General features: G+C 72.1%; 24 protein-coding genes. 12 read left to right on the top strand and 12 right to left on the bottom strand.

The genetic code is table 11. From position 1 onward, the window contains the following. Nucleotides 1-6 precede the first annotated feature (6 nt). Both CS0771_RS33625 and CS0771_RS33620 read left to right on the top strand, forming a co-directional pair. Entirely contained in the window at nt 7-924 is a 918-nt protein-coding gene (locus tag CS0771_RS33625) for a 5'-3' exonuclease (protein ID WP_212844751.1), read from the top strand. A gap of 65 nt (nt 925-989) precedes the next feature. Then, nucleotides 990-1,475 (top strand): DUF6328 family protein, encoded by a 486-nt coding sequence (locus CS0771_RS33620; RefSeq protein WP_244871192.1) that lies wholly within the window; start codon nt 990-992, stop codon nt 1,473-1,475. Nucleotides 1,476-1,678: 203 nt separating this feature from the next. Here the strand turns inward: CS0771_RS33620 and CS0771_RS33615 are convergent, their stop codons facing one another. Then, the gene (locus CS0771_RS33615; RefSeq protein ID WP_212844750.1) at nt 1,679-2,581 is read right to left on the bottom strand and encodes a universal stress protein; all 903 of its coding nucleotides are present in this window, start codon (nt 2,579-2,581) and stop codon (nt 1,679-1,681) included. Nucleotides 2,582-2,723: 142 nt separating this feature from the next. On the opposite strand from CS0771_RS33615, the gene CS0771_RS33610 reads away from it, so the two are divergent. From CS0771_RS33610 to CS0771_RS33595, 4 genes are all read left to right on the top strand, one after another. Next, nucleotides 2,724-3,872, top strand: a complete 1,149-nt coding sequence (locus CS0771_RS33610) for an acyl-CoA dehydrogenase family protein (protein WP_212844749.1) — start codon at nt 2,724-2,726, stop codon at nt 3,870-3,872. A gap of 128 nt (nt 3,873-4,000) precedes the next feature. After that, the gene (locus CS0771_RS33605) at nt 4,001-4,477 is read left to right on the top strand and encodes a cysteine dioxygenase family protein (protein WP_212846185.1); all 477 of its coding nucleotides are present in this window, start codon (nt 4,001-4,003) and stop codon (nt 4,475-4,477) included. 2 nt (nt 4,478-4,479) lie between these two features. Further along, a complete protein-coding gene (locus CS0771_RS33600; protein WP_212844748.1) occupies nt 4,480-4,875 on the top strand; it encodes a rhodanese-like domain-containing protein in 396 nt (131 codons plus the stop codon). 82 nt (nt 4,876-4,957) lie between these two features. Further along, nucleotides 4,958-5,749, top strand: a complete 792-nt coding sequence (locus CS0771_RS33595; RefSeq protein ID WP_212844747.1) for a DUF1684 domain-containing protein — start codon at nt 4,958-4,960, stop codon at nt 5,747-5,749. A 4-nt stretch (nt 5,750-5,753) separates the two neighbouring features. Here the strand turns inward: CS0771_RS33595 and CS0771_RS33590 are convergent, their stop codons facing one another. The 6 genes from CS0771_RS33590 to CS0771_RS33565 form a co-directional block, all read right to left on the bottom strand. After that, nucleotides 5,754-5,996: a hypothetical protein gene (locus CS0771_RS33590; protein ID WP_212844746.1), complete on the bottom strand. Its 243-nt coding sequence runs from the start codon at nt 5,994-5,996 to the stop codon at nt 5,754-5,756. 144 nt (nt 5,997-6,140) lie between these two features. Next, nucleotides 6,141-6,845, bottom strand: coding sequence for an FKBP-type peptidyl-prolyl cis-trans isomerase (locus CS0771_RS33585; RefSeq protein WP_212844745.1), 705 nt, complete (start codon nt 6,843-6,845; stop codon nt 6,141-6,143). 83 nt (nt 6,846-6,928) lie between these two features. Beyond that, nucleotides 6,929-7,909: an aldo/keto reductase gene (locus CS0771_RS33580; protein ID WP_212844744.1), complete on the bottom strand. Its 981-nt coding sequence runs from the start codon at nt 7,907-7,909 to the stop codon at nt 6,929-6,931. Nucleotides 7,910-7,922: 13 nt separating this feature from the next. After that, the gene (gene aroA, locus CS0771_RS33575) at nt 7,923-9,203 is read right to left on the bottom strand and encodes a 3-phosphoshikimate 1-carboxyvinyltransferase (protein ID WP_244871191.1); all 1,281 of its coding nucleotides are present in this window, start codon (nt 9,201-9,203) and stop codon (nt 7,923-7,925) included. 67 nt (nt 9,204-9,270) lie between these two features. After that, entirely contained in the window at nt 9,271-10,419 is a 1,149-nt protein-coding gene (locus tag CS0771_RS33570) for a serine hydrolase (RefSeq protein ID WP_212844743.1), read from the bottom strand. A gap of 189 nt (nt 10,420-10,608) precedes the next feature. Next, complete coding sequence (locus CS0771_RS33565; protein WP_212844742.1) at nt 10,609-11,205, bottom strand: TetR family transcriptional regulator; 597 nt, start codon at nt 11,203-11,205, stop codon at nt 10,609-10,611. Between the two features lie 84 nt (nt 11,206-11,289). Between CS0771_RS33565 and CS0771_RS33560 the strand changes: the two genes are divergently transcribed. After that, nucleotides 11,290-12,435, top strand: coding sequence for an alkane 1-monooxygenase (locus CS0771_RS33560; RefSeq protein WP_212844741.1), 1,146 nt, complete (start codon nt 11,290-11,292; stop codon nt 12,433-12,435). Between the two features lie 89 nt (nt 12,436-12,524). Here the strand turns inward: CS0771_RS33560 and CS0771_RS33555 are convergent, their stop codons facing one another. Then, entirely contained in the window at nt 12,525-13,520 is a 996-nt protein-coding gene (locus CS0771_RS33555; RefSeq protein ID WP_371821598.1) for a sigma-70 family RNA polymerase sigma factor, read from the bottom strand. A 133-nt stretch (nt 13,521-13,653) separates the two neighbouring features. Here CS0771_RS33555 and CS0771_RS33550 point away from each other — a divergent pair, with 133 nt between their 5' ends. Then, complete coding sequence (locus CS0771_RS33550) at nt 13,654-14,475, top strand: alpha/beta fold hydrolase (protein ID WP_212844739.1); 822 nt, start codon at nt 13,654-13,656, stop codon at nt 14,473-14,475. Nucleotides 14,476-14,526: 51 nt separating this feature from the next. On the opposite strand, the gene CS0771_RS33545 is transcribed toward CS0771_RS33550, so the two are convergent. The 3 genes from CS0771_RS33545 to CS0771_RS33535 are packed head-to-tail and all read right to left on the bottom strand — an operon-like array spanning nt 14,527 to nt 17,882. After that, entirely contained in the window at nt 14,527-15,588 is a 1,062-nt protein-coding gene (locus tag CS0771_RS33545; RefSeq protein ID WP_212844738.1) for a TIGR03842 family LLM class F420-dependent oxidoreductase, read from the bottom strand. 38 nt (nt 15,589-15,626) lie between these two features. Next, nucleotides 15,627-17,033 carry a dihydropyrimidinase gene (gene hydA, locus CS0771_RS33540; RefSeq protein ID WP_212844737.1) on the bottom strand — a complete coding sequence of 469 codons (1,407 nt, stop codon included), beginning with the start codon at nt 17,031-17,033 and terminating at the stop codon, nt 15,627-15,629. 12 nt (nt 17,034-17,045) lie between these two features. Next, nucleotides 17,046-17,882 (bottom strand): nitrilase-related carbon-nitrogen hydrolase, encoded by an 837-nt coding sequence (locus tag CS0771_RS33535; RefSeq protein WP_212844736.1) that lies wholly within the window; start codon nt 17,880-17,882, stop codon nt 17,046-17,048. A 189-nt stretch (nt 17,883-18,071) separates the two neighbouring features. Between CS0771_RS33535 and CS0771_RS33530 the strand changes: the two genes are divergently transcribed. Together CS0771_RS33530 and CS0771_RS33525 are read left to right on the top strand one after the other, a co-directional pair. Beyond that, nucleotides 18,072-18,341 (top strand): hypothetical protein, encoded by a 270-nt coding sequence (locus CS0771_RS33530; RefSeq protein WP_212844735.1) that lies wholly within the window; start codon nt 18,072-18,074, stop codon nt 18,339-18,341. Nucleotides 18,342-18,370: 29 nt separating this feature from the next. Beyond that, the gene (locus CS0771_RS33525) at nt 18,371-18,886 is read left to right on the top strand and encodes a hypothetical protein (RefSeq protein WP_212844734.1); all 516 of its coding nucleotides are present in this window, start codon (nt 18,371-18,373) and stop codon (nt 18,884-18,886) included. A 135-nt stretch (nt 18,887-19,021) separates the two neighbouring features. On the opposite strand, the gene CS0771_RS33520 is transcribed toward CS0771_RS33525, so the two are convergent. After that, the gene (locus tag CS0771_RS33520) at nt 19,022-19,174 is read right to left on the bottom strand and encodes a hypothetical protein (RefSeq protein ID WP_212844733.1); all 153 of its coding nucleotides are present in this window, start codon (nt 19,172-19,174) and stop codon (nt 19,022-19,024) included. Nucleotides 19,175-19,350: 176 nt separating this feature from the next. On the opposite strand from CS0771_RS33520, the gene CS0771_RS39145 reads away from it, so the two are divergent. Beyond that, nucleotides 19,351-20,601, top strand: coding sequence for a helix-turn-helix domain-containing protein (locus CS0771_RS39145; protein ID WP_244871188.1), 1,251 nt, complete (start codon nt 19,351-19,353; stop codon nt 20,599-20,601). Then, complete coding sequence (locus CS0771_RS33515; protein WP_244871187.1) at nt 20,594-21,154, top strand: GNAT family N-acetyltransferase; 561 nt, start codon at nt 20,594-20,596, stop codon at nt 21,152-21,154. The genes CS0771_RS39145 and CS0771_RS33515 overlap by 8 nt, the downstream gene beginning before the upstream one ends. Nucleotides 21,155-21,493 lie beyond the last annotated feature (339 nt).

The following is a 21,493-nucleotide window of genomic DNA, read 5'->3' as shown; positions in this document are numbered from 1 at the left end:
TTGCGCATGACCGCACCCCTGCTCGCCATCGACGCGCCCAGCCTGTACTTCCGCGCCTTCCACGGCGTGCCCGCCAAGGCGGCGATGGCGCCGGACGGCACCCCGGTCAACGCCGTGCGCGGCTTCCTGGACATGGTCACCACGCTGGTCAAGGGCCGCCGGCCGGGGCGGCTGGTGTGCGCGCTGGACAACGACTGGCGGCCGGCCTGGCGGGTCGCGCTGATCGGGACGTACAAGACGCACCGGCTGGCGCCGCAGGGCGGCGAGGAGGTGCCCGACGAGCTGGTGCCGCAGGTGGAGCTGCTGCTCCAGGTGCTCGACGCCTTCGGCATCGTGGCGTACGGGGTGGACGGCAACGAGGCCGACGACGTGCTGGGCACGCTCGCCGCGACAGCGCCCGCGCCGGTCGAGGTGGTCTCCGGCGACCGCGACCTGTTCCAGCTGGTCGACGACGCGCGCGGGGTGCGCCTGCTCTACGTCGGCCGGGGCGTGGCCAAGCTGGAGGACTGCGACGAGGCCGCCGTGCTGGAGAAGTACGGCGTGCCCGCGAACGGCTACGCGGACTTCGCGGCGCTGCGCGGCGACCCGAGCGACGGCCTGCCCGGCGTGGCCGGGGTGGGGGAGAAGACCGCCGCGCGGCTGGTGTCCCGCTACGGCAGCCTCGACGCGATCGTGGCGGCCGCCGCCGACCCGGCTTCCGACTTCGCGCCCGGCGTCCGGACCAAGCTCGCCGCGGCGGCCGACTACCTGCTGGTCGCGCCGAAGGTGGTGCGGGTGGCGACCGACCTGAAGCTGCCCGAGCACGACCTGACGCTGCCCGCCGCGCCGCGCGACCCGGACCGCCTGCTGGCCCTGGCCGAGCAGTGGAACCTGGCCAGCCCCTGCAAGCGGCTGGTGGACGCGCTCGCGGCGAACGCCGCCTGACCGCCCGCGCGTCGGCATAACCTCCGCCCGGGCCGGGCATATGCTTCGAAAAGCGGAGGTAGACGGTGAGCGACATCGACGCGAGCGGGCAGCAGCACCCGGCGGAGGACCCGCACAAGCAGTGGAACCGCAACTACTCGGAGCTGCTGCAGGAGCTGCGCGTGGCGCAGACGGGCGTGCAGATCCTGTTCGCGTTCCTGCTGACGCTGCCGTTCTCGGTCGGCTTCGAGAAGATCACCGGCAGCGAGCGGGTGCTCTACGTCGTGACGTTCATCTGCAGCGCGATCGCGGCGGCGCTGCTCATCGCCCCGGTGAGCTATCACCGGCTGGCGTTCCGGGAGGGGCGTAAACCGCAGATCGTGCGCACCGCGCACCGGCTCGCCCAGTGCGGGCTGTTCTTCGAGATGGCGGCGATCGTGCTGGCCATCTACCTGGTGGTCGAGGTGGTCGCCGGAGTCCGCTGGGCGGCCTTCCTGGGCGCCGGCATGGCGCTGTTCTACATCCTGATCTGGTACGTGCTCCCCATGGTCACCCGCCCCGACCGCGACTGACGCCCGGTGGGCAGGGCTGGGCGCGGCGCCAAGATCGCCATCTCGTGTCACAACCTGCGGTCCGGCCACACTTCTCGACACAAACCACTGATCTTGCGCGGCAGCCTGCGGATATGCGGAAGCCCGGCTTGTTTCACTGGGAAACATGTCGGGCTTCGGTTTCAGAATAGATCCGGTATTTCAGGAATGTCAACCCTCTGTTTTCAGGTGAGGGTGAAGTGGTCGTCGCGGCGGTGGGCGACCACCACGGGGCAGCCGGCGTGGTGGATGAGCGCCTGGCTGACCGAACCGAGCAGCAGGCCGGTGAAGCCGCCCAGGCCGCGGCAGCCGACGACGACCATGAGCGCGCCCATCGACTGCTCGGTGAGCGCGGCCGCCGCCGACGACTCGACCGTGACACGGTGCAGGCTGATGTGCGGGTGCTGGTCGTGCCAGCCGGCCAGCGAGGTGTCGAGCACCGACTGCTCCTGCTCGCGCAGCGTGTCGACGTCGTACACGAACGGCATGCCGGCCGCCCCGGTGGTGATCGGGCCCATCCAGGCGTGCACGGCGGTGATGCCGCAGCCGCGGCGCTCGGCCTCGGCGAACGCGAACGCGAGCGCGGTGCCCGACTGCGGCGAGCCGTCCACGCCCACCACGATGCGGCCCACCGCGCCGACGCCCGCCCGGTCCGGCGCCGCGGGCGGCCGGACCACCACCACCGTGCTCTTGCCGTGCATGGCCACCTGGAGGCTGGTCGAGCCGAGCATCAGGTCGTGGAAGCCGCCGTGACCCCGGCTGCCGACGACCACCATGGAGGCGCTCTCCGACTCCCTGATCAGGCCGTGGGCGGGGTCGTCGCGCAGCACCTCGGCGGTGAGCGTGACGTCGGGCCGCTGCTCGCGCACCTCGGCTATGGCGTGCTCGGTGATCTTGTGTCCGGCCGAGGTGAGCGCGACGTCCTCGGTGCGGCTGCCCTCGCGCGGGCCGGGGTCCTCGCTCACGTACACGATCTTCAGGGGCAGGCCGCGCAGCGCCGCCTCGTCGGCCGCCCAGTGCAGCGCCACCGTGGCGGCGGGGGAGCCGTCCACGCCCACCACCACCGGACCGGTCAGTTCGACGGTCATCGCACGCCTCCCTGCGATCGCCTGGCCGCTACCACCACTATGTCCCCTTGCGGGCGTTACGGCGGCGAAACCGCACTCGACCGGACCCGGGGGGCCTGAATCCGGGCGGGTGCCATTCCCTAACGGCCGTTAAGCTGGCTCCATGTCCAGCGTTACCCGCCTGCTTCCCACCCCCGAAGCACACGACCTGCTCGAACTCACCCGTGAACTGGCCGACAAGGAGCTCGCGCCGCATGCCGACGACTTCGAGGCGCGCGGGGAGTTCCCCCGCGAGCTGATCCGCACCCTGGGCCGCTCCGGCCTGCTCGGCCTGCCCTACTCCGCCGAGTACGGCGGCGCGGAGCAGCCGTACGAGGTCTACCTGCAGGTGCTGGAGATTCTCGCCGGCCGCTGGGTGGGCATCGCCGAGGCGGTCAGCGTGCACACCCTCGCCTGCTACCCGGTCGCCCACCACGGCACCCCCGAGCAGCGCGAGCGCTGGCTGCCCGACATGATCGGCGGCGAGCTGCTCGGCGCGTACTGCCTGTCCGAGCCCGCCGGCGGTTCCGACGCGGCGAACCTGACCACCAAGGCCGTCCGCGAGGGCGACGCGTTCCGGGTCACCGGGACCAAGGCGTGGATCACCCACGCGGGCGTGGCCGACTTCTACAACCTGTTCGTACGCACCGGCGGCCCCGGCCCCAAGGGCATCTCCTGCCTGCTCGCCGAGGCGGGCACGCCCGGCCTGAACCCGCAGGCGCGGGAGAAGACGATGGGCCTGCGCGCGTCGCCGGTGGCGCAGATCGCGCTGGACGGCGCGGAGGTCCCCGCCGAGCGGCTGATCGGGGCCGAGGGCGAGGGTTTCCGGATCGCCATGGGCGCGCTGGACTCCGGCCGGCTCGGCATCGCCGCGTGCGCGATCGGCCTGGCCCAGGGCGCGCTGGACTACGCGGTGAACTACGCCCGCGAGCGGGTGCAGTTCGGCAAGCCGATCATCGACCTGCAGGGGCTGGGCTTCCTGCTGGCCGACGCGTCGACCCAGCTCGCCGCGGCGCGGGCGCTGATGCTGCACGCCGCCCGGCTGCGCGACGCGGGCCTGCCGTACTCGATCGAGGCGGCGAAGACGAAGCTGTTCGCCACCGACATGGCGATGCAGGTGACCACGGACGCGGTGCAGGTGCTGGGTGGGGCGGGCTACGTGTCCGACCACCCGGTCGAGCGTTATTTCCGCGAGGCGAAGGTGCTGCAGATCGTCGAGGGCACCAACCAGATCCAGCGTATGGTCATCGCCCGCTCGCTGGCCCGCGACTGACCCGCTGACCAGCGCCGATCCGGGTGTGTGGCGTAGGCCGCGGCACCCGGATCGGCGTTTCCTGTTGTGCCGGCGGCACCCGGATGGTTCAATTCCTACAAAGCCGCTAGGAAAAGCAGGTGATTTGGATGATCGTGGCCGCCGGGGTCCGCGCGGACCATCTGACGACGGCGCGCCGGCTGGCCGCCCGCCCGGACGACTGGGACGTCGCACCCCGCTTCGATCCGGCCCGGCGCTGGTATCACCGCCTGCTCGACGAGCCCGGCCTGGAGGCGTGGCTGCTCACCTGGCTGCCCGGCCAGCAGACCGACCTGCACGACCACGGCGGCAGCGCGGGTGCGTTCGTCGTGGTCAGCGGCACGCTGACCGAGCGCACCGTGCACGTGCCGTCCGGCGGGGACGCCACGCTCGTCGAGCGGGCGCTGCCGTCCGGCACCGGCCGGCAGTTCGGTGAGCACCACGTGCACCAGATCGTCAACACCGGGCCGGTGCCCGCGGTCAGCGTGCACGTGTACGGGCCCGAGCTGAGTACGATGACCCGCTTCCGCCTGGAGCGCGGGCGGCTGGTCGTGGCCGCCGTCGACCGGGCGGGGGCGCAGTGGTGAGCGTGCCGCGGGCTCCAGAGGGCTCCCGCGGCATCGACGAGATCCTGGCCGAGGCCCGGGCCAGGCTGGACCGGCTCGACCCGGCGCGGGCGCAGCGGGCGGCGGCCGGGGGAGCGGTGCTGGTGGACATCAGGCCTGCCGCGCAGCGCGCCGCGCACGGGGAGATCCCCGGCGCGCTGATCGTCGAGCGCAACGTGCTGGAGTGGCGCTTCGACCCCCGCAGTGACGCCCGCCTGCCCGTCGCCGGGGCGTACGACCTGCCCGTGGTCGTGTTCTGCCAGGAGGGCTACACCTCGTCGCTGGCCGCCGCGGCGCTGCAGGACCTCGGCCTGCACCGGGCGACCGACCTGGCGGGCGGGTTCGCCGCGTGGCAGGCCGCGGGGCTGCCGGTCGGCTGACCGGTCCAATCTCGATCTTGCTAGTGCGCGATGGCCGTGGCAGGCTGCGGGAGGCCCGGTCACCGAGGAGGAGGGCGCGACAATGGCAGTCGACCCCCAGACGCTGATTCACGATTGGGACAGCTGGCACGCCGAGCGGGAGGCCGAGCTGCGCGCCCCGCACGGCTGGCTGAGCCTCACCTCGCTGCACTGGCTGGACGCCGAACCCGCCGCCTTCCCCGGTGCCCCGGGCCGCTGGAGCGTGCACGCCGACGGGGTGCTGCTGCAGGCCGAGCCCGGGGACGGGCTGAGCCACGGCGGCGAGGCGATCGAGGGTGAGCTGGTGCTCAGCCCGGTCGAGGGCGGTGCGGGCGTGACCCTGCAGCACGGCGAGCGCCTGGTCGAGGTCATCCAGCGCGGGGGTGCGTACGCGCTGCGCGTGCGCGACCCGCAGGCGCCGACCCGGACCGCGTTCACCGGCGTGCCCGCCTTCACCCCGGACGCGCGCTGGGTGCTGGACGCGAGCTTCGAGGCGTACGCGCAGCCGCGCAAGGTGACCGTGGGCGCGGTCGTGCCGGGCCTGATCCACGAGCAGACCGCGCGCGGCGTGCTGCGGTTCGAGCTGGACGGGGTGGCGCACGCGCTGACCGCGATGGACGCCGGTGACGGCGGCCTGTCCGTGCTGTTCCGCGACGCGACCAGCGGCCTGAGCACGCACGGCGGCGCCCGCTCGGTGTCGGTGGACGAACCCGGCGCCGACGGCGCCGTCGTGCTCGACTTCAACCGCGCGATCAACCTGCCCTGCGCCTTCACCGAATACGGCACGTGCCCGCTGCCGCCGGCGGAGAACGTGCTGCCGGTCGCGGTCGAGGCGGGCGAGCGCCGGCCGCGCTGACGGCCTACCAGTGGCTGCCCCCCTGGCCGACGGCCTCGGCGTGGTGCAGCTGCTTCTTCAGCTTGCGCGGCATCCGTTCCTTCTTGTGCCGGCCCGCGTCGTGCGGGTGCGGTTCGAAGTCGGCCAGCGCCTGGAGGCCGTTCTGAGCCTCGTGCCGGTGCCTGCGGCGGCGGGCCGCCAGCGCGGCGGCCCCGGCCGCGGCGGCCGACAGCAGCCCGGCGGTGATCCAGGTCGACTTGCTTGCCATCGCCATCTCCTCATGTCGCCTGCGCTCGACCTTAGTCCGTTCGGCAGGGATATGAGCCGGTTTGCCGCGCGGGCCGGAGGCGCTGCATGAGCAAAGCTCCCGTGCCGAACGGCGGCACGGGAGCTTCGCTGACGGACGGAGGGGTCAGCTCGCGGAGACCCCGAGCACGTCGACCACGAAGCGGAGCGGGCCGGGCAGGCGGGAGTCCGGGCCGTCGCCGTAGGCCAGGTCGGCCGGGATGTCCAGCTGAACCCGGCTGCCGACCTTCACGCCCACCAGGCCCTGGTCCCAGCCCTTGATGACCTGGCCGGTGCCGATCGGGGTCGGGAAGGCCTCGCCGCGGTTCCAGGAGGCGTCGAACTCCTCGCCGGTGGCGTACTTGACGCCGACGTAGTTCACCGTGACGGTGTCGCCCGCCTTGACCGGGGCGCCCTTGCCCTCGACCAGCGTGGTGACCTTGAGCGTCTTCAGGTCGCCGGAGCCCTTGGTGACCACGGGCTTGGTCTTGAGCGCCGGGTCGGCGCCCTCGGGCAGCGGCGGGAACTCCGCGTTGGCGGCCGGGGCGGTCGGGGCCGCGTTCGGGTCCTCCGCCGGGGCCGTCGCCGACGCGTTCGGGGTGGACGCCGCGGACTGGTCCGTGCCGTTGTCGCGGAACACGAGGAAGGCCAGGCCGATCATCAGCGCCACGCCGACGAACGTGCCGCCGACCGCCATGAACGCCTTACGGCGGCGGGCCGCCCTGGCCGCCGCGACGCGGGCCTCGCGCCGCTCCGCCTTGGTCGGCTTCCTGCTCTCGGCCGGTTGCGCCTTCGCCCGGTCCTTCACCTGCTCGCTCACGAGTCCTCGCATCTACGCCGCACACCTGGATGACTGTGCCGCGACCCTGTCGCGGCCGGACACACGCTACCCGGTCCGGGCCGCTCGCGCGCGGCTCACTGGAAGCCCGCCACGCGGTGCGGCACGTACGGCTCCTCCAGCGCCGCGACCTCCTCGGCGCTGAGCACGAGGTCGAGCGCGGCGACCGCGTCGTCCAGGTGCTGCGGCTTCGTGGCGCCCACGATCGGCGCGGTCACCCCGGGCCGGCTCGCGACCCAGGCCAGCGCCACCTGCGCCCGGGGCACCCCGCGCTGCTCCGCGATCCGCGCGACCCGCGAGATGATCTCGGCGTCGGCCGCCTCCGACGCGCCGTAGAGGCCGTCGCCGAAGGCGTCGTCCTTGGTGCGCGCGGTGACCGCGTCGGGATCGCGGGTCAGCCGCCCGCGGGCGAGCGGGCTCCACGGGATGACGCCGATCCCCTCGGCGAGGCAGAGCGGCAGCATCTCCCGCTCCTCCTCGCGGTAGATCAGGTTGTAGTGGTTCTGCATGGTGGCGAAGCGGGTCCAGCCGTGCCGGTCGGCCAGGTAGAGGGCCTTGGCGAACTGCCAGGCGTACATCGAGGACGCGCCGATGTAGCGGGCCTTGCCGGCCTTCACCACGTCGTGCAGCGCCTCCAGGGTCTCCTCCAGCGGGGTCGCCGGGTCGAACCGGTGGATCTGGTACAGGTCCACGTAGTCGGTGCCGAGCCGGCGCAGGCTGTGGTCCAGCTCCGCGATGATCGCCTTGCGGGACAGGCCGCGCCCGTTCGCGCCCTCCCGCATCACGCCCCACACCTTGGTCGCGACGACCACCTCGTCCCGGTCGGCGAAGTCGCGCAGCGCCCGGCCCAGGATCTCCTCGCTGCTGCCCAGCGAGTACACGTTGGCCGTGTCGAAGAAGTTGACGCCCAGCTCCAGCGCCCGGCGGATGAACGGGCGCGCCTCGTCCTCGGGCAGGGACCAGCTGTGGCTGCCGCGACCCGGCTCGCCGTAGCTCATGCAGCCCAGCGACAGCCGGGACACGTCCAGGCCGGTGCGGCCCAGCTTCACGTACTCCATACCGCTAGATCCTTCACGCTCGGGCGGTGGCCCGCGAGAGGTCGGCGAAGAATCCGGGGTAGGTCTTCGCCACACACCGCGGGTCGTCGATCTCGATCCCGGCCGACCGCAGGCCCAGCAGGGACAGGCTCATCGCCATCCGGTGGTCGCCGTACGTGGCGAACCGGGTCGGCGCCGGCGCGCCCGGGTGGACGGTGAAGCCGTCGTCGTGCTCCCGCGCGTCGATGCCGGCCCGGCGCAGCTCGGTGACAACGGCGGCGAGCCGGTCGGTCTCCTTGTGGCGGATGAAGCCGATGCCGCGCACCCGGGTCGGGCCGTCGGCGTGCACGGCCACCGCGGCCAGCGTCTGCGCCGTGTCGGAGATGTCGGCCATGTCGACGTCCACGCCGCGCAGCGTGCCGGTGCCGGTCACGGTGATGCCGTCGGCGTCGCGCGAGACCCGGGCGCCCATGCGCTCCAGCACGTCGGCGAAGCGCACGTCGCCCTGCAGGCTGGCCGCGCCGAGCCCGGCCACCGTGATGCGGCCGCCCGTGATCGCCGCGGCGGCCAGGAAGTACGACGCGGCGCTCGCGTCGGGCTCGATCGCGTACTCCGCCGCCCGGTAGCGGCCCGGTGCGGCGCCCAGGCCGTCGGCGTCCACCCCGAACGCGGACATCACCGCGGCGGTCATGGTCACGTACGGCACCGACACCAGCGCCGAGGTCAGCTCGACGGCCAGCCCCTGCGGCATCAGCGGCGCGGCCAGCAGCAGCCCGGACAGGAACTGGCTGGACAGGTGGCCCGGCAGCGGGACCCGGCCGCGGTGCACCGGCCCGGTCACCGCCAGCGGCAGCCGTCCCGCCTCGGCGGGCTCCTCGACCTGCGCGCCCAGCGCGCGCAGCGCCTCCACCAGCGGCCCGAACGGGCGGGCGCGCAGCTGCGCGTCGCCGTCGAGCACGCCCCGGGCCGGGCGCAGGGCCAGCGTGGGCAGCAGGAAGCGCGCGGTGGTGCCGGACTGGTCGGCGTACAGGGTGACCGGGCCGGTGGCGGTGCGCGGGTCGGTGCCGCGGACCCTGACCGTGGTGGTGGCCTCGTCCACCTCGACCTCGGCCCCCAGCGCGGTGATCGCGCCGAGCATGGCCCGGGTGTCGTCGGCGAACAGCACGCCGGTCAGCGTGCTCGTGCCCTCGGCGAGCGCGGCGCACAGCAGGGCGCGGTTGGTGATGGACTTGGAGCCGGGCGGGCGCATCGTGGCGTCCGGCGGCTGCTCCACCGGCGACAGCGCGAGCACGGGCGGGAGGGAGGCGGTCGACACGCGCCGAAGTATGCCCTTCGGTCCCGGCCGCGGCGGCCCGTTACCCACCCTCTGAGATCACCGCTGGTCAGCGGTCCGGGTAGAGGACCTTGGCGAGTTCCCCGAAGAGCGGGGTGGCGTGGTCGGTCTCCAGGTCGGAGCGGTTGATCTCGACGACGATGGTGGCGCCGGTCTCGGGCAGGAAGAACATCGCGGAGTTGTACCCGAGGATGGTGCCGTTGTGGCCGAGGTAGCCGTCCACGTCGGCGATGCCGAGGCCGTACGACACGGCGGAGCCCGGCGTCAGCGGCACCGTGCGCAGCCGCTCCTGCTGCATACGCTCGCTGAGCAGCGCGCCGCGGGCCAGCTCGGCGGCCCAGATGCGCAGGTCGTGCAGGTTGGACACCATCGCGCCGGCGGCCCCGGCGTAACCGGGGTTGGAGTAGGTGACGTCGCGGGCCGCGTCGGCGTCGCCGGGGTCCGGCGTGGCGTCGTAGCCGCGCGCGAACGGGGCCCGCAGCGCGGGCGTCGCCGGGTAGCTCGTGTTGTCCAGCCCCAGCTCGGCGGCGATCTCGTCCTCGATCCAGTCGCCGATCGGCCGCCCGGTGACCCGCTCCAGCACCAGCTCCAGCAGGATGTAGTTGGTGTCGGAGTAGTGGAAACCGGTGCCGGGCGCGAAGTACGGGTCGTGCGCGCGGGCGATGTCCAGCGCGTCCTGCGGCCCGAACGAGCCGGTCGGGTCGGCCTGGTAGCGGGCCTTGAACGCGGCGTCCTCGGTGTAGCTGTAGATGCCGGACGTCATGTTGAGCAGCTGCCGGATCGTGATCGCGTTGCCGTCCGGCCAGTCGACGTACCTGCTGAGCGGGTCGTCGAGGCCGAGCAGCCCGCGGTCGGCCAGCTGCAGGATCGCGGTGCCGGTGAAGGTCTTGGTGATGCTGGCGACGCGCATCCGGTCGGCGGCGTTCATCGGCCGCCCGGTCTCCTCATCGGACAGCCCGACCACGCAGATCCAGCTGCCCCGGCCGGGCACGAACACCCCGGCGACCACGCCGGGCGCCTTCGCGGCCTCGCGCGCGCGGTCGACCGCGGACTTCATCAGGTCGCGCTCGGCCGTGGTGAAGCCGAAGGCGGCCTGCGGACAGCCGCCCGGGGGCGCGGCGCGGGCGGGGAACAGCCCGATGGTGAGTGTCAGCACCGCCGCGGCGGCCAGCGCCACCATCATGTGCCAGCTCTTCACACCCGTTCCCCCGTCCTGTCGGGGCGCGTCGCCCGTCCGGGCGGAACCGGCACACCGTGCCGTGCGGCGGCGGGACCGGCCGATTCCGGGGCACAGCCGTCATCGCCAGTCTACCGGCGCCAACCCACCAACACGGACAAACCGCCGAGTCGTGTCAGCGTCACCTCGAGGCCTCCTGGGGAACGGGAGTCAATGCCGCCGGGACGCCTCCAGCAGCAGCACGACCAGGCCCGCGAGCGCGTCGGCCGTCTGCCCGGCCGGGCGCAGCGGCAGCACGATGTGGCTGACCACCAGCCGGATCACCGTGTCCACGGCGAACGTCAACTCCTCGGCGGGCAGCGGCGGCAGGTGCGCGGCCGCCCACTCCAGCAGCGGCACCGCGGCCTGCGCCATGACCACGTCGGAGCGGGTCGTCAGGTATGCCAGCAGCGGATCCGCCCCGCCCCGGGAGCTGGTCAGGATCACCCGGATCAGCGGGTTGGCCGCCGCCTCGTCCAGCGTGAACCGCACCGCCGCGGCGACCGCGCCGCGCACCTGACCACCGTGCGCGAACAGCGCCGTGCGTACCCCGGCGACGAACCGCTCGATCTCGGCGTCGGCCATCGCGTCGGCCAGCCCCGCGCGGCCGCCGTACTCGTTGTAGACGGTCTGCCGGCTCACCCCGGCCAGCTGGGCCACGGTGGACATGCGCACCGCCGCCCAGCCCTTGGTCACGGTGAGCTGCCGCGCGGCGGCCACGATCGCGGCCCGGGTGGCGTCCCGGTCCGGCCTGCTGACGGTCAACATCCCATGACTTTACAAAATACTCGTGATTGTCAACAGTCGATCGCGGTGGGATTCTCGGCGTACCCCCTCATCGTGGAGGCGTCCATGACCGACACCACCTGGCGCGACCCCCGCCGCTTCCTCTGGCCCGCCGCCCTGCTCGTGCCCACGCTGCCCTTCCAGGGACTGGCCGTGGCCCGGAGCGGCCACGAGTGGGGCTGGTGGATCACCCCGGCCGTCGTGTTCGGACTGATCCCGCTGGTCGACCTGCTGATCGGCGACGACCGCGCCAACCCGCCCGACGACGCGGTCGCGGCGCTGCAGGCCGACCGCTACTACCGCGTGCTCACGTACCTCTACCTGCCGCTGCAGTACGCGGCGCTGGCCGCCTGCTGCGCCGTCTGGGCCGGCGGCGGGCTGACCTGGTTCGGCGCCACGGGCCTGGTGCTCAGCATCGGCATCGTCAACGGCATCGCCATCAACACCGCTCACGAGCTGGGCCACAAGCGGGAGCGGCTGGAGCGCCGGCTGTCGAAGATCGCGCTCGCGCCCACCGGGTACGGCCACTTCTACGTCGAGCACAACCGCGGCCACCACGTACGCGTCGCCACCCCGGAGGACCCGGCCAGCGCCCGGCTGGGGGAGAGCTTCTGGGTGTTCCTGCCGCGTACGGTGCTGGGCAGCCTGCGCTCGGCCTGGCGGCTGGAGAGCGCCCGCTTCCGGCTGCGCGGGCGCAGCCCGTGGACCTGGCGCAACGACGTGCTCAGCGCCTGGTCGCTCACCGTGGTGCTGTTCGGGGCGCTGACGGCCTGGTTTGGCCCGGTGGTGCTGCCGCTGCTGCTGACGCAGGCCGTGGTGGGGTTCGGGCTGCTGGAGGTGGTCAACTACTTGGAGCACTACGGCCTGTCCCGGCCGCGCAACCCGGCCGGGCGCTACGCCAAGGTGGATCCGCGGCACAGCTGGAACAGCGACCGCGTGGTCACCAACGTGTTTTTGTTCCAGCTCCAGCGGCACAGCGACCACCACGCCAACCCGCTGCGCCGCTATCAGGCGCTGCGCAGCTTCGACGCCTCACCCCAGCTGCCCGCCGGATACGCCACGATGATCGTCGTCGCGCTGCTGCCGCCGCTGTGGCGGCACCTGATGGACCGGCGCGTGCTGGCCCACTACGACGGCGACCTCGGCGCGGCCAACGTGCACCCGCCCGCGCTGGCCCGGCTCACGGCGGCCGCCCTGCGGCCGGGGTCATGATCGGCGTTTCGTGTCAAGATCTGCGCTCCAGCCGCAGATCTTGACACGAGAGCGCGATCTTCAAGCGCTGGCGCGGGGCGGGGCCGGGGTCAGGGGAGGGTGGTGGGCAGGTCGAGGAGCTGGAAGTGCTCCTGGCCGAGGAACGAGGTGATCTCGGCGACGTGGTCGTCGCGCAGCGTCAGTACGCAGATCGACCACGCCTCGTACGGCCCGTCGGTGTCGAACGGGCGCAGGTAGCAGGCCACGGCGGGCTGCCCGTTGGCGGTGACCGCCCGGTGCTGCCAGGAACCGCAGGTGCTCAGCGGCTGGGCGACCGCGAAGTCGGTGACCGCGGCCAGCCCGCGATACCAGTGCGGCAGCGGCGGCATGGACCAGGTCACGTCCTCGGTCAGCAGCGCCACCAGCGCGTCGGCATCCCCGCTCTCCAGCGCCGCCGCGTACCCGTCGACGAGCCGCCGCACCCGGGCGTCGCCGATCTTGCGGAGGGTCTGCTGCTGGCTGCGTGCGGGGATCTTCTCCGCCACGATCCGGCGGGCGCGTGCCAGCGCCGAGTTCACCGACGTCACCGAGGTGTCCATCATCGCGGCGATCTCGGCCACGGTGAAGCCGAGCACCTCGAACAGCAGCAGCGCGGCACGCTGGTTGCCGGGCAGGTGCTGCAACGCGGCGACGAACGCCAGCTCGACGGCCTCACGCTGCTCGTAGCGCGCGCCGGGCCCGGCCGGTACGGCGGGCAGCCCGCCGTCGGGGTACGGCCCCAGCCAGGCGATGTCGTTGCGGGGCGCGTCGCCGGGCACCGAGCGCTCGCTGGACGGGCCGAGGTCCACCGGCAGCGCCCGGCGCCCCCGCGCCGCCACGACGTCCAGGCAGGTCCGGGTGGCCACGGTATAGAGCCAGCCGCGCAGCGAGCTGCGCCCCTCGAACCCGGGCAGCCCGCGCCAGGCGCGCACCAGCGCGTCCTGCAGGGCGTCGTCGGCGTCGTGCGCCGAGCCGAGCATCCGGTAGCAGTGGGCGTGCAGCTCGGCCTGCAGCGGTGCGACCAGCCGGGTGAACGCGGCGTCGTCCCCGGCCTGGGCGAGGGCCAGGTCGGTGTCGCCGGACGCGTCGGCTGCCGGGGCCTGGTCACCCGTCGAGGAAAGTTTCCCCACGAGCGACGATTCTGCCGCACGGGCCCGGTCCTTATCCCGTAGGAGTGACGATGACCTGCGAGGAGACCTCATGACCGAGACCGTATCCGTGACCACCGACACCCTGGCGGTCCCGGGCGCGACCCTGCACTACGAGCTGCGCGGGTCCGGCCCGCTGGTGGTGCTGGTGGCCGCGCCGATGGACGCCCGGTCGTTCGAGCCACTGGCGGACCTGCTGGCCGCCGACCACACGGTGCTGACCACCGACCCGCGGGGCATCTTCCGCAGCCGGGTCGCCGACCCGGATGCCGACGCGACCGTGGAGCTGCGCGCCGACGACCTGGCCCGGCTCATCGCGCACGTCGACCGGGGCCCGGCGGCCGTGCTCGGCAGCAGCGGCGGCGCGGTGACCGTGCTGGCGCTGGCGCAGTTCCACCCGAAGGCGGCGCACACCGTGATCGCGCACGAGCCGCCGCTGGACGAGCTGGTCGAGGACCGGGAGGAGCTGCGCGCGCGTACCCACGAGATGATCGCGACCTATCGGTCGGGGGACACCCGGGGCGCGTTCCGGCAGTTCCTGGAGATCGCGAACATCCAGCTGCCCGCCGAGGTCTTCGAGATGATGGCCGGCGGCGAGCGCGACGCGCAGTCGGTCGCCGACGAGCGCTTCCAGTACGAGCACATGCTGCTGCCGACGGTGAGCTTCGTGCCGGACACGGCGGCGCTGCGGGACGGGCCGGTGCGGGTGGTGGTCGGGATCGGCGAGCAGTCGGCCGGGCAGCTGTGCGACCGCACCTCGCGGGCGCTGGCGGCGGAGCTGGGCGTCGCGCCGACCATGTTTCCGGGCGACCACGTCGGCTTCGCGCACGACCCGGCGGCGTTCGCCGCCCGGCTGCGCGAGGTGCTCGGCTGACCTGGGCCGAACGGGGGCGGGCCGGGCGGGTGACCCCGTCCGGCCCGCGGGTCAGCCCAGGGCCCGGAGCGCCGGGATGATCGTCTCGCCGTACGCGGCCAGCGTGTGCTCCATGTCGTCGTGCTGGAGGTACACGGCGAACTGGTCGACGCCCAGCTCGCGCAGCCGGGTGAGCTTCTCGATGTGCGCCTGCGGGGGGCCGAGCACGCAGAACCGGTCCACGATCTCGTCGGTGACGAACTCGGTGTGCGGGTTGCCGGCCCTGCCGTGCGAGGCGTAGTCGTAGCTCTTGCGCCCCTTGATGTACTCGGTCAGCGCGTGCGGCACCGCGCCCCGGTCGCCGTACCGCTCGACGATGTCGGCGATGTGGTTGCCGACCATGCCGCCGAACCAGCGGGTCTGGTCGCGCTGGTGGGCGAGGTCGTCGCCGACGTACGCGGGCGCGGCCACGCAGAATTTGATCTCCGACGGGTCGCGCCCGGCCTGCTCGGCGGCACGCCGTACGTGCTCGATCATCCAGGCGGCGATGTCGAGGTCGGCCAGCTGCAGGATGAAGCCGTCGCCGACCTCGCCGGTGAGCTGGAGCGCCTTGGGCCCGTACGCGGCGACCCACACCTCCAGCGCGGACGACTCCTTCACCCACGGGAAGTGCAGCTCGGCACCCCGGTAGGTGGCCTCGCGGCCGTTGGCCAGCGCCCGGATCACGCCGACCGCCTCGCGCAGCTCGGCGATGGTGCCCGGGGGCAGGCCGAGGGTGCGCCGGGCGGAGTCGCCGCGGCCGATGCCGCATACGGTGCGGTCGCCGTACAACTCGTTCAGGGTGGCGAAGGTGCTGGCGGTGACGGTGACGTCCCGGGTGCCGGGGTTGGTCACCATCGGGCCGACGATCACCCTCTCGGTGGCGGCCAGGATGGCGCTGTAGATGACGTACGGCTCCTGCCACAGCAGGTGCGAGTCGAAGGACCACACGTGGCTGAACCCGTACGCCTCCGCGCGCTGCGCCAGCTCCACCACCCGCCGGGCGGGCGGGTCCAGCTGGAACACGACCCCGATGTCCACTTGCGTGCTTCCTTTCCGCTGACGGCGACGAACGGGGGTGGTTAGGAAGGGCACCTTCTACTACGGAAAACGATAAGAAGGTGCCCTTCCTTTTAGAGGAGGTAGGTGGAGAGGCCGCGGCGGAGGTAGCGGCCGTGGCCCTTGCGGCCGTGGAACTCGCCGCCGGCGACGAGCACGGTGCCGCGGGAGACGACGGTGTCGACCCTGCCCGCGATCTGGTAGCCCTCGTAGGCGGAGTGGTCCATGTTCATGTGGTGGGTGGCTACGCCGATGGTGGTGCGGCCGTCGGGGTCGTACACCACGATGTCGGCGTCGGAGCCGGGGGCCAGCACGCCCTTGCGCGGGTAGAGGCCGAACATGCGGGCGGGGGTCGTGGCGATGGTCTCGACCCAGCGGGCCAGGGACAGCTTGCCGTCGACGACACCCTGGTAGAGCAGGTCGACGCGGTGCTCGACGCCGCCGATGCCGTTGGGGATCTTCGAGAAGTCGCCCAGGCCCAGCTCCTTCTGCTCCTTGAAGCAGAACGGGCAGTGGTCGGTGGAGACCACGGCCAGGTCGTTGGTGCGCAGCCCGCGCCACAGGTCGCGCCGATGAGGCTCGGCCTTGGAGCGCAGCGGCGTGGAGCAGACCCACTTGGCGCCCTCGAAGCCGGGCGCGCCGAGCTGGTCCTCCAGGGTCAGGTAGAGGTACTGCGGGCAGGTCTCGGCGAACACGTTGCGGCCGGTGTCGCGGGCCGCGGCGACCGCCTCCAGCGCCTGCGACGCGGACAGGTGCACGATGTAGAGCGGGGTGTCCCCGGCGACCTCGGCCAGGGAGATGGCCCGCCGGGTCGCCTCGGCCTCCAGCTCGGCGGGGCGGGTCAGCCCGTGGTGGATCGGCTCGGTCTCGCCCCGGGACAGGGCCTGCCCGATCAGCACGTCGATCGCGATGCCGTTCTCCGCGTGCATCATGATCACAGACCCGTTCTCGCGGGCCTTCTGCATCGCGCGCAGGATCTGCCCGTCGTCGCTGTAGAACACGCCGGGGTACGCCATGAACAGCTTGAAGCTGGTCACGCCCTCCGACTCGACGAGGGAGTCCATGGCCTTGAGCGACTCGTCGTCGACCCCGCCCATGATCATGTGGAAGCCGTAGTCGACGTGGCAGTTGCCGTCGGCCTTGGCGTGCCAGGCGGCCAGGCCGTCGGGCACCCGCTCGCCGGTGCGCTGCACCGCGAAGTCGATGATCGTGGTGGTCCCGCCGAAGGCCGCCGCCCGCGTGCCCGACTCGAACGTGTCCGACGCGAAGGTGCCGCCGAACGGCAGCTCCAGGTGCGTGTGCACGTCCACGGCGCCCGGGATGACGTACTTGGCGGTCGCGTCGATCACCTGCGCGCCCTCGACCGCCGGGGTGTGCTCCGGCGCGAACAGGCCGACGACGCGCTCGCCCTCGACCAGCACGTCGGCCGGCTGCGCGCCGCTGGCGGAGACCACGGTCCCGCCCTTGATCAGCAGATACACCGGGTGCCCCCCTCAGGCCCGGGTGAGCGGGTCGTAGGCGTCGGGGCGGCGGTCGCGGTAGAACTGCCACCGGTCGCGCACCGTGGCCAGCAGCTCCATGTCCAGGTCGCGGACGATCAGCTCGGGCTGGTGCGGGTCGCCGGTGTCGCCCACGAACCGGCCCTCCGGGTCGGCGAAGTACGACGTGCCGTAGAAGTCGTTGTCGCCCAGGTCCTCGATGCCGACCCGGTTGATCGCGCCGACGAAGTACTCGTTGGCCACCGCCGAGGCGGGCTGCTCCAGCTGCCACAGGTACGACGACAGCCCCCGGCTGGTCGCCGACGGGTTGAACACGAGCTGCGCCCCGTTCAGGCCGAGCGCGCGCCAGCCCTCGGGGAAGTGCCGGTCGTAGCAGATGTACACGCCGACCTTGCCCACGGCCGTGTCGAACACGGGGTAGCCGAGGTTGCCGGGCCGGAAGTAGAACTTCTCCCAGAACCCCTTCACCTGCGGGATGTGCGTCTTGCGGTACTTGCCGAGGTAGCGGCCGTCGGCGTCGACCACCGCGGCGGTGTTGTAGAGGACGCCGGGCTGCTCCTGCTCGTACATCGGCAGCACCATGACCATGCCCAGCTCGCGGGCCAGGGCCTGGAAGCGCTCGGTGGTCGGGCCCGGGACCGACTCCGCGTAGGCGTAGTACTGCGCGTCCTGGACCTGGCAGAAGTAGGGGCCGTAGAACAGCTCCTGGAAGCAGATCACCTTGGCGCCCTGCGCCGCGGCCTGGCGCGCGTACTCCTCGTGCGCCTTGATCATCGATTCCTTGTCGCCGGTCCAGGACGTCTGGACCAGGGCGGCACGGATGACGGACATAACGGCACCTCCTGCTGAAACGCCGGGCTCTCAGATAACCAGCCGGAGTGCCCCGTTACGCTCCGACGTGCCGGATAAAACACCATAATCTCTCTGAATTCGCGCAGCGGCGAGTGTGTGCCGGACGAAGCCGCAGGTCACCGCGCTGGGGGCAGCGAGCGGCGGCAGATTGGCGGAGAATCCCCGGTCATGACACGGGGGCGAGCGCAACTGCCGGAGTGGATGGACAAGGACATCCCCACGCACCGCACGACGCTGTTCTGGAAGATCAGCCAGTGGCTGGACCGCCGGTTCTGGTGGGGCGGGGTGCGGCGGTGGCTGATCAGGCGCACCCGGCTCTCGCGGCGCTTCCCGAAGACGGCCGCCCTGATCGCCTGGGTGCTGGCGCTGGTCATCGCCGGCTGGATCGGCTACAAGATCATCGAGTACTACAACCTGATCATGGCCGGCCTCGTCTGACGGAAAGCCGCTCGCGCTGGGGAGGAAGCATGCGCCGCACCATCGCGGGCCTGGCCTGGCTGGCGGCACTGTCCGCGCTCACCGGCTGCGGGGGCCCGCCGTCCGAACAGCGGCGGCCGGACGACGTCGCGCGGCTGGCCGCCGAGGTCCTGCCCGTCATCGACGAGCTCGACGTGAGCACCTACCTCGACGAGGGCTCGATGTGCCGTTGGCTCGTATACCCGCGTGGCGACTTCCGGGAGGGCGGATGTGCCACGTCCGCGGAGCAGTTCAGCGCGTTCGACGACACCGCTCGCGCGGACTTCGACCGCGTCACCGCGGCGATGCGGGCGAGCGGTGTCGACACGCACCGCTTCGAGGCGTCCATCTCCGCCGCCGGTGTCGTGGGCGACGCCCGCTTCTGGCTGGAGGACAGCTCGATCCAGTGGAACTGGTTCTACCTCTACGACCCGCAGGACGCGATCACCAAGAACCAGCACGAGGGCAAGCCGTCGTACGAGCGGATCAGCGACGGCTGGTGGCTGATGACGGAGGTCGACGACTGAACCGGCGTGGAACGGCTCACCGGTCGTGCAGGCGGGTGAGCATCTGACCCGGGTACGGGTAGATCACGCCACCGACCCCCGGGCCCCGGGTGATCCGTACCGCCGGCAGGCCGAGGTGTGGGTGTACGCCCTCGATCACGCCGACCGCGTCCGGGCTATGGCGCGGATGGCCGCCGTCGACGTGTTCCAGCCGGTCGTGGCGGAGATCGAACGCTCGACTTCGCGCAGGGTCGCCACGGCCTGCGTGTCGTCGCTCCAGGTGGCGCGTCCCGCTCTCGTGTCAGTCATTGATCCCCACCCGCGTTCCGGTTTACCGTCCTGATTGGGCAGCGAGGCGGACGGACCTGCCATCGCGTCCGCCCCGCGCCTGACCAAGCGTGACGGGGCGGTGGCTGCTCCGGACAGGTGTTGACAGTTGACGTGCGGCTGTTGTCAACCGGCCCAGGCAGGGGGAACGCACCACCATGGAGGAGACCGTCGGCGAGGTGCTCCGACGTCTGCGACTCGCTCGCGGACTGTCGCTGCGCCAGCTGGGCAACGCCGTCCCAGTTGACTGCGCCCTGCTCAGCAGGATCGAGAACGGTAAGCAGTTCCCGTCGGCGTCGATCACCAAGGCGATCGACGCCGCCCTCGGCGCCGATGGCGAGCTGGTGTTGACAAGAAGCCGTGACGATCCCAGCAGGCCCCGGGCGCGAGTAGCGTCCGAGGACATGAGACGGAGGGCGTTGCTGACGGGCACGGCGGGCGCGGCTGTCGCGGGTCTGCTGCCGGAGCAGCCGGGTCCCGGTGGACGGCTCGGCGCGGCTGACGTCGAGGAGCTGCAACGCCGCGTTACGCGGTTGTACGCCATGGACTTCAAACACGGCGGTGAGGGTCTCTGGCGTACCGCGGTCGGTTACGCCGACGAGGCGAATCGCTGGCTGGACCAGGCGATCTATACCCCCCGCGTCGGCCGTCGGCTCCTTTCGGTCGCGGCGCGGATGCACATGTGCGCAGGCTGGCTCGCTGCCGACGCCGGACGGCAGGACGTCGCGCGGTCGTGTTACACCGAGGCGCTGGGCCAGGCGAAGCAGGCCGACGACGTCGAGGTGGAGACCCATGCGCTGGCCAATCTGGCGCTTCAGGCGAATGTCCTCGGAAATCCTCGTCAGGCGGTCCGCTGGGCTGAGGCGTCGGAGCGCGCGGCCGCGCGTCCCGGCGGTCACCCGCGTCTGAGGGTGATTCCACAGCTCCGGCTGGCGCGGGCGTACGCCCTTGCGGGACGGCGAGCAGACTTCGAGCAGGCGATGGTCCGCGCGCGTACGCATCTCGGCCGTGCTGACGGCCGCCCAGTTGAACGTTGGTGCTCGTTCCTCACCGAGGCGGAGGTCGACGGCATCGAAGGCACGAGCGCGCTGGAGATGGGCCAGCACGCGCGGGCTGTCCGCCTGCTGGGTCGTGCGGTCGACGGGCACGCCGACGAATACGCCAGGAGCAGAGCGCTCTATCGGACTCGGCTCGCCTGCGCGAATCTCGGCGCCGACCGGGACGTGGAGGCGGCGGCCCGGCTGGCCGACAGCGCTCTGGATGATCTCGCCGGCACGGTCGACAGCTGGCGCGTGGCGCGCGAATTGGACCTTGCTGTGGTGGGACTCGCCCCATACCGATCAGTCCCGGCAGTCGAGGCCTTCCTTACCCGTCGCGGATCGCACTCTTCCGGGGCTCCGCGTGGCTGACGCGCTGACTCCACTCCGGGTGACCCGCCTCGATGCGGACGGGCTGCACCGGCATCGGGAGGTGCTGGTCGACGTCTACGCCGAGGTTTACGCGGACAGGGTCTCAGACCCCTTCTTCTCGCCGTCGCGATACTGGGAGCGGCTGGTCGTATACGGCATGCGTGACGGCTTCACCTTGGTGGCCGGGCATGTTGGCGAGGACCTGGTCGGCTACGCCATGGGATTCCCCCTGCCGGAGTGGACCGGTTGGTGGAAGGGCCTGAACGAGGCGGTCGATCCGGCGCTGCTGGCTGAAGACGGGACGCGCACCTTCGCCATCACGGAGATCATGGTCCGTCGGCCGTGGCAGCGGCAGGGTCATGCACGGGCGCTGCACGACGCGCTGCTGTCCGGGCGGCCTGAGCAGCGTGGCGCTCTTCTGGTGCTGCCCAGCAACGGCCCGGCTCAGGCCGCGTACCGCTCGTGGGGCTGGGCTCGGCTTGCCGGACTGCGGCCGTTCGAGGACGGCCCGGTCTACGACGCAATGGTGCTGAACGCACTTCCGCGTCGTTGACTCGGGACGATTGTCCGCAGATCGTCGAGATCGATCTGCGTTCCATCTACGTCCAAGGGCCAGCCGTGGTCGCGGACGTTTTTGGCATGTCCCATCGCTGTCCCGTTACCGGAGCGCCGCGCCGGTGATCGGCGTCTCGTGTCGAAACCTATGGTCCAGCCGCACTTTGTGACACGAGACGCCGATCATGTCGGTGTGCCGGGCTCGCCGGTTGGCGCGGGAGCCGGGGTTGATCGGAGTCTCGTGTCGGAACCTGTGGTCCAGCTGCACTTTTCGACACGAGATGGCGATCTTGGCGGTTGGGACGGCGAGGGTGGGTGGCCGGCGTGGCTCGGGAGA

Origin of the sequence: Catellatospora sp. IY07-71, from assembly GCF_018326265.1 — a bacterium.
Classification (GTDB): domain Bacteria; phylum Actinomycetota; class Actinomycetes; order Mycobacteriales; family Micromonosporaceae; genus Catellatospora.
Note: the sequence above shows the minus strand (reverse complement) of the source record. Positions and strands in the feature narration are given on the sequence as shown.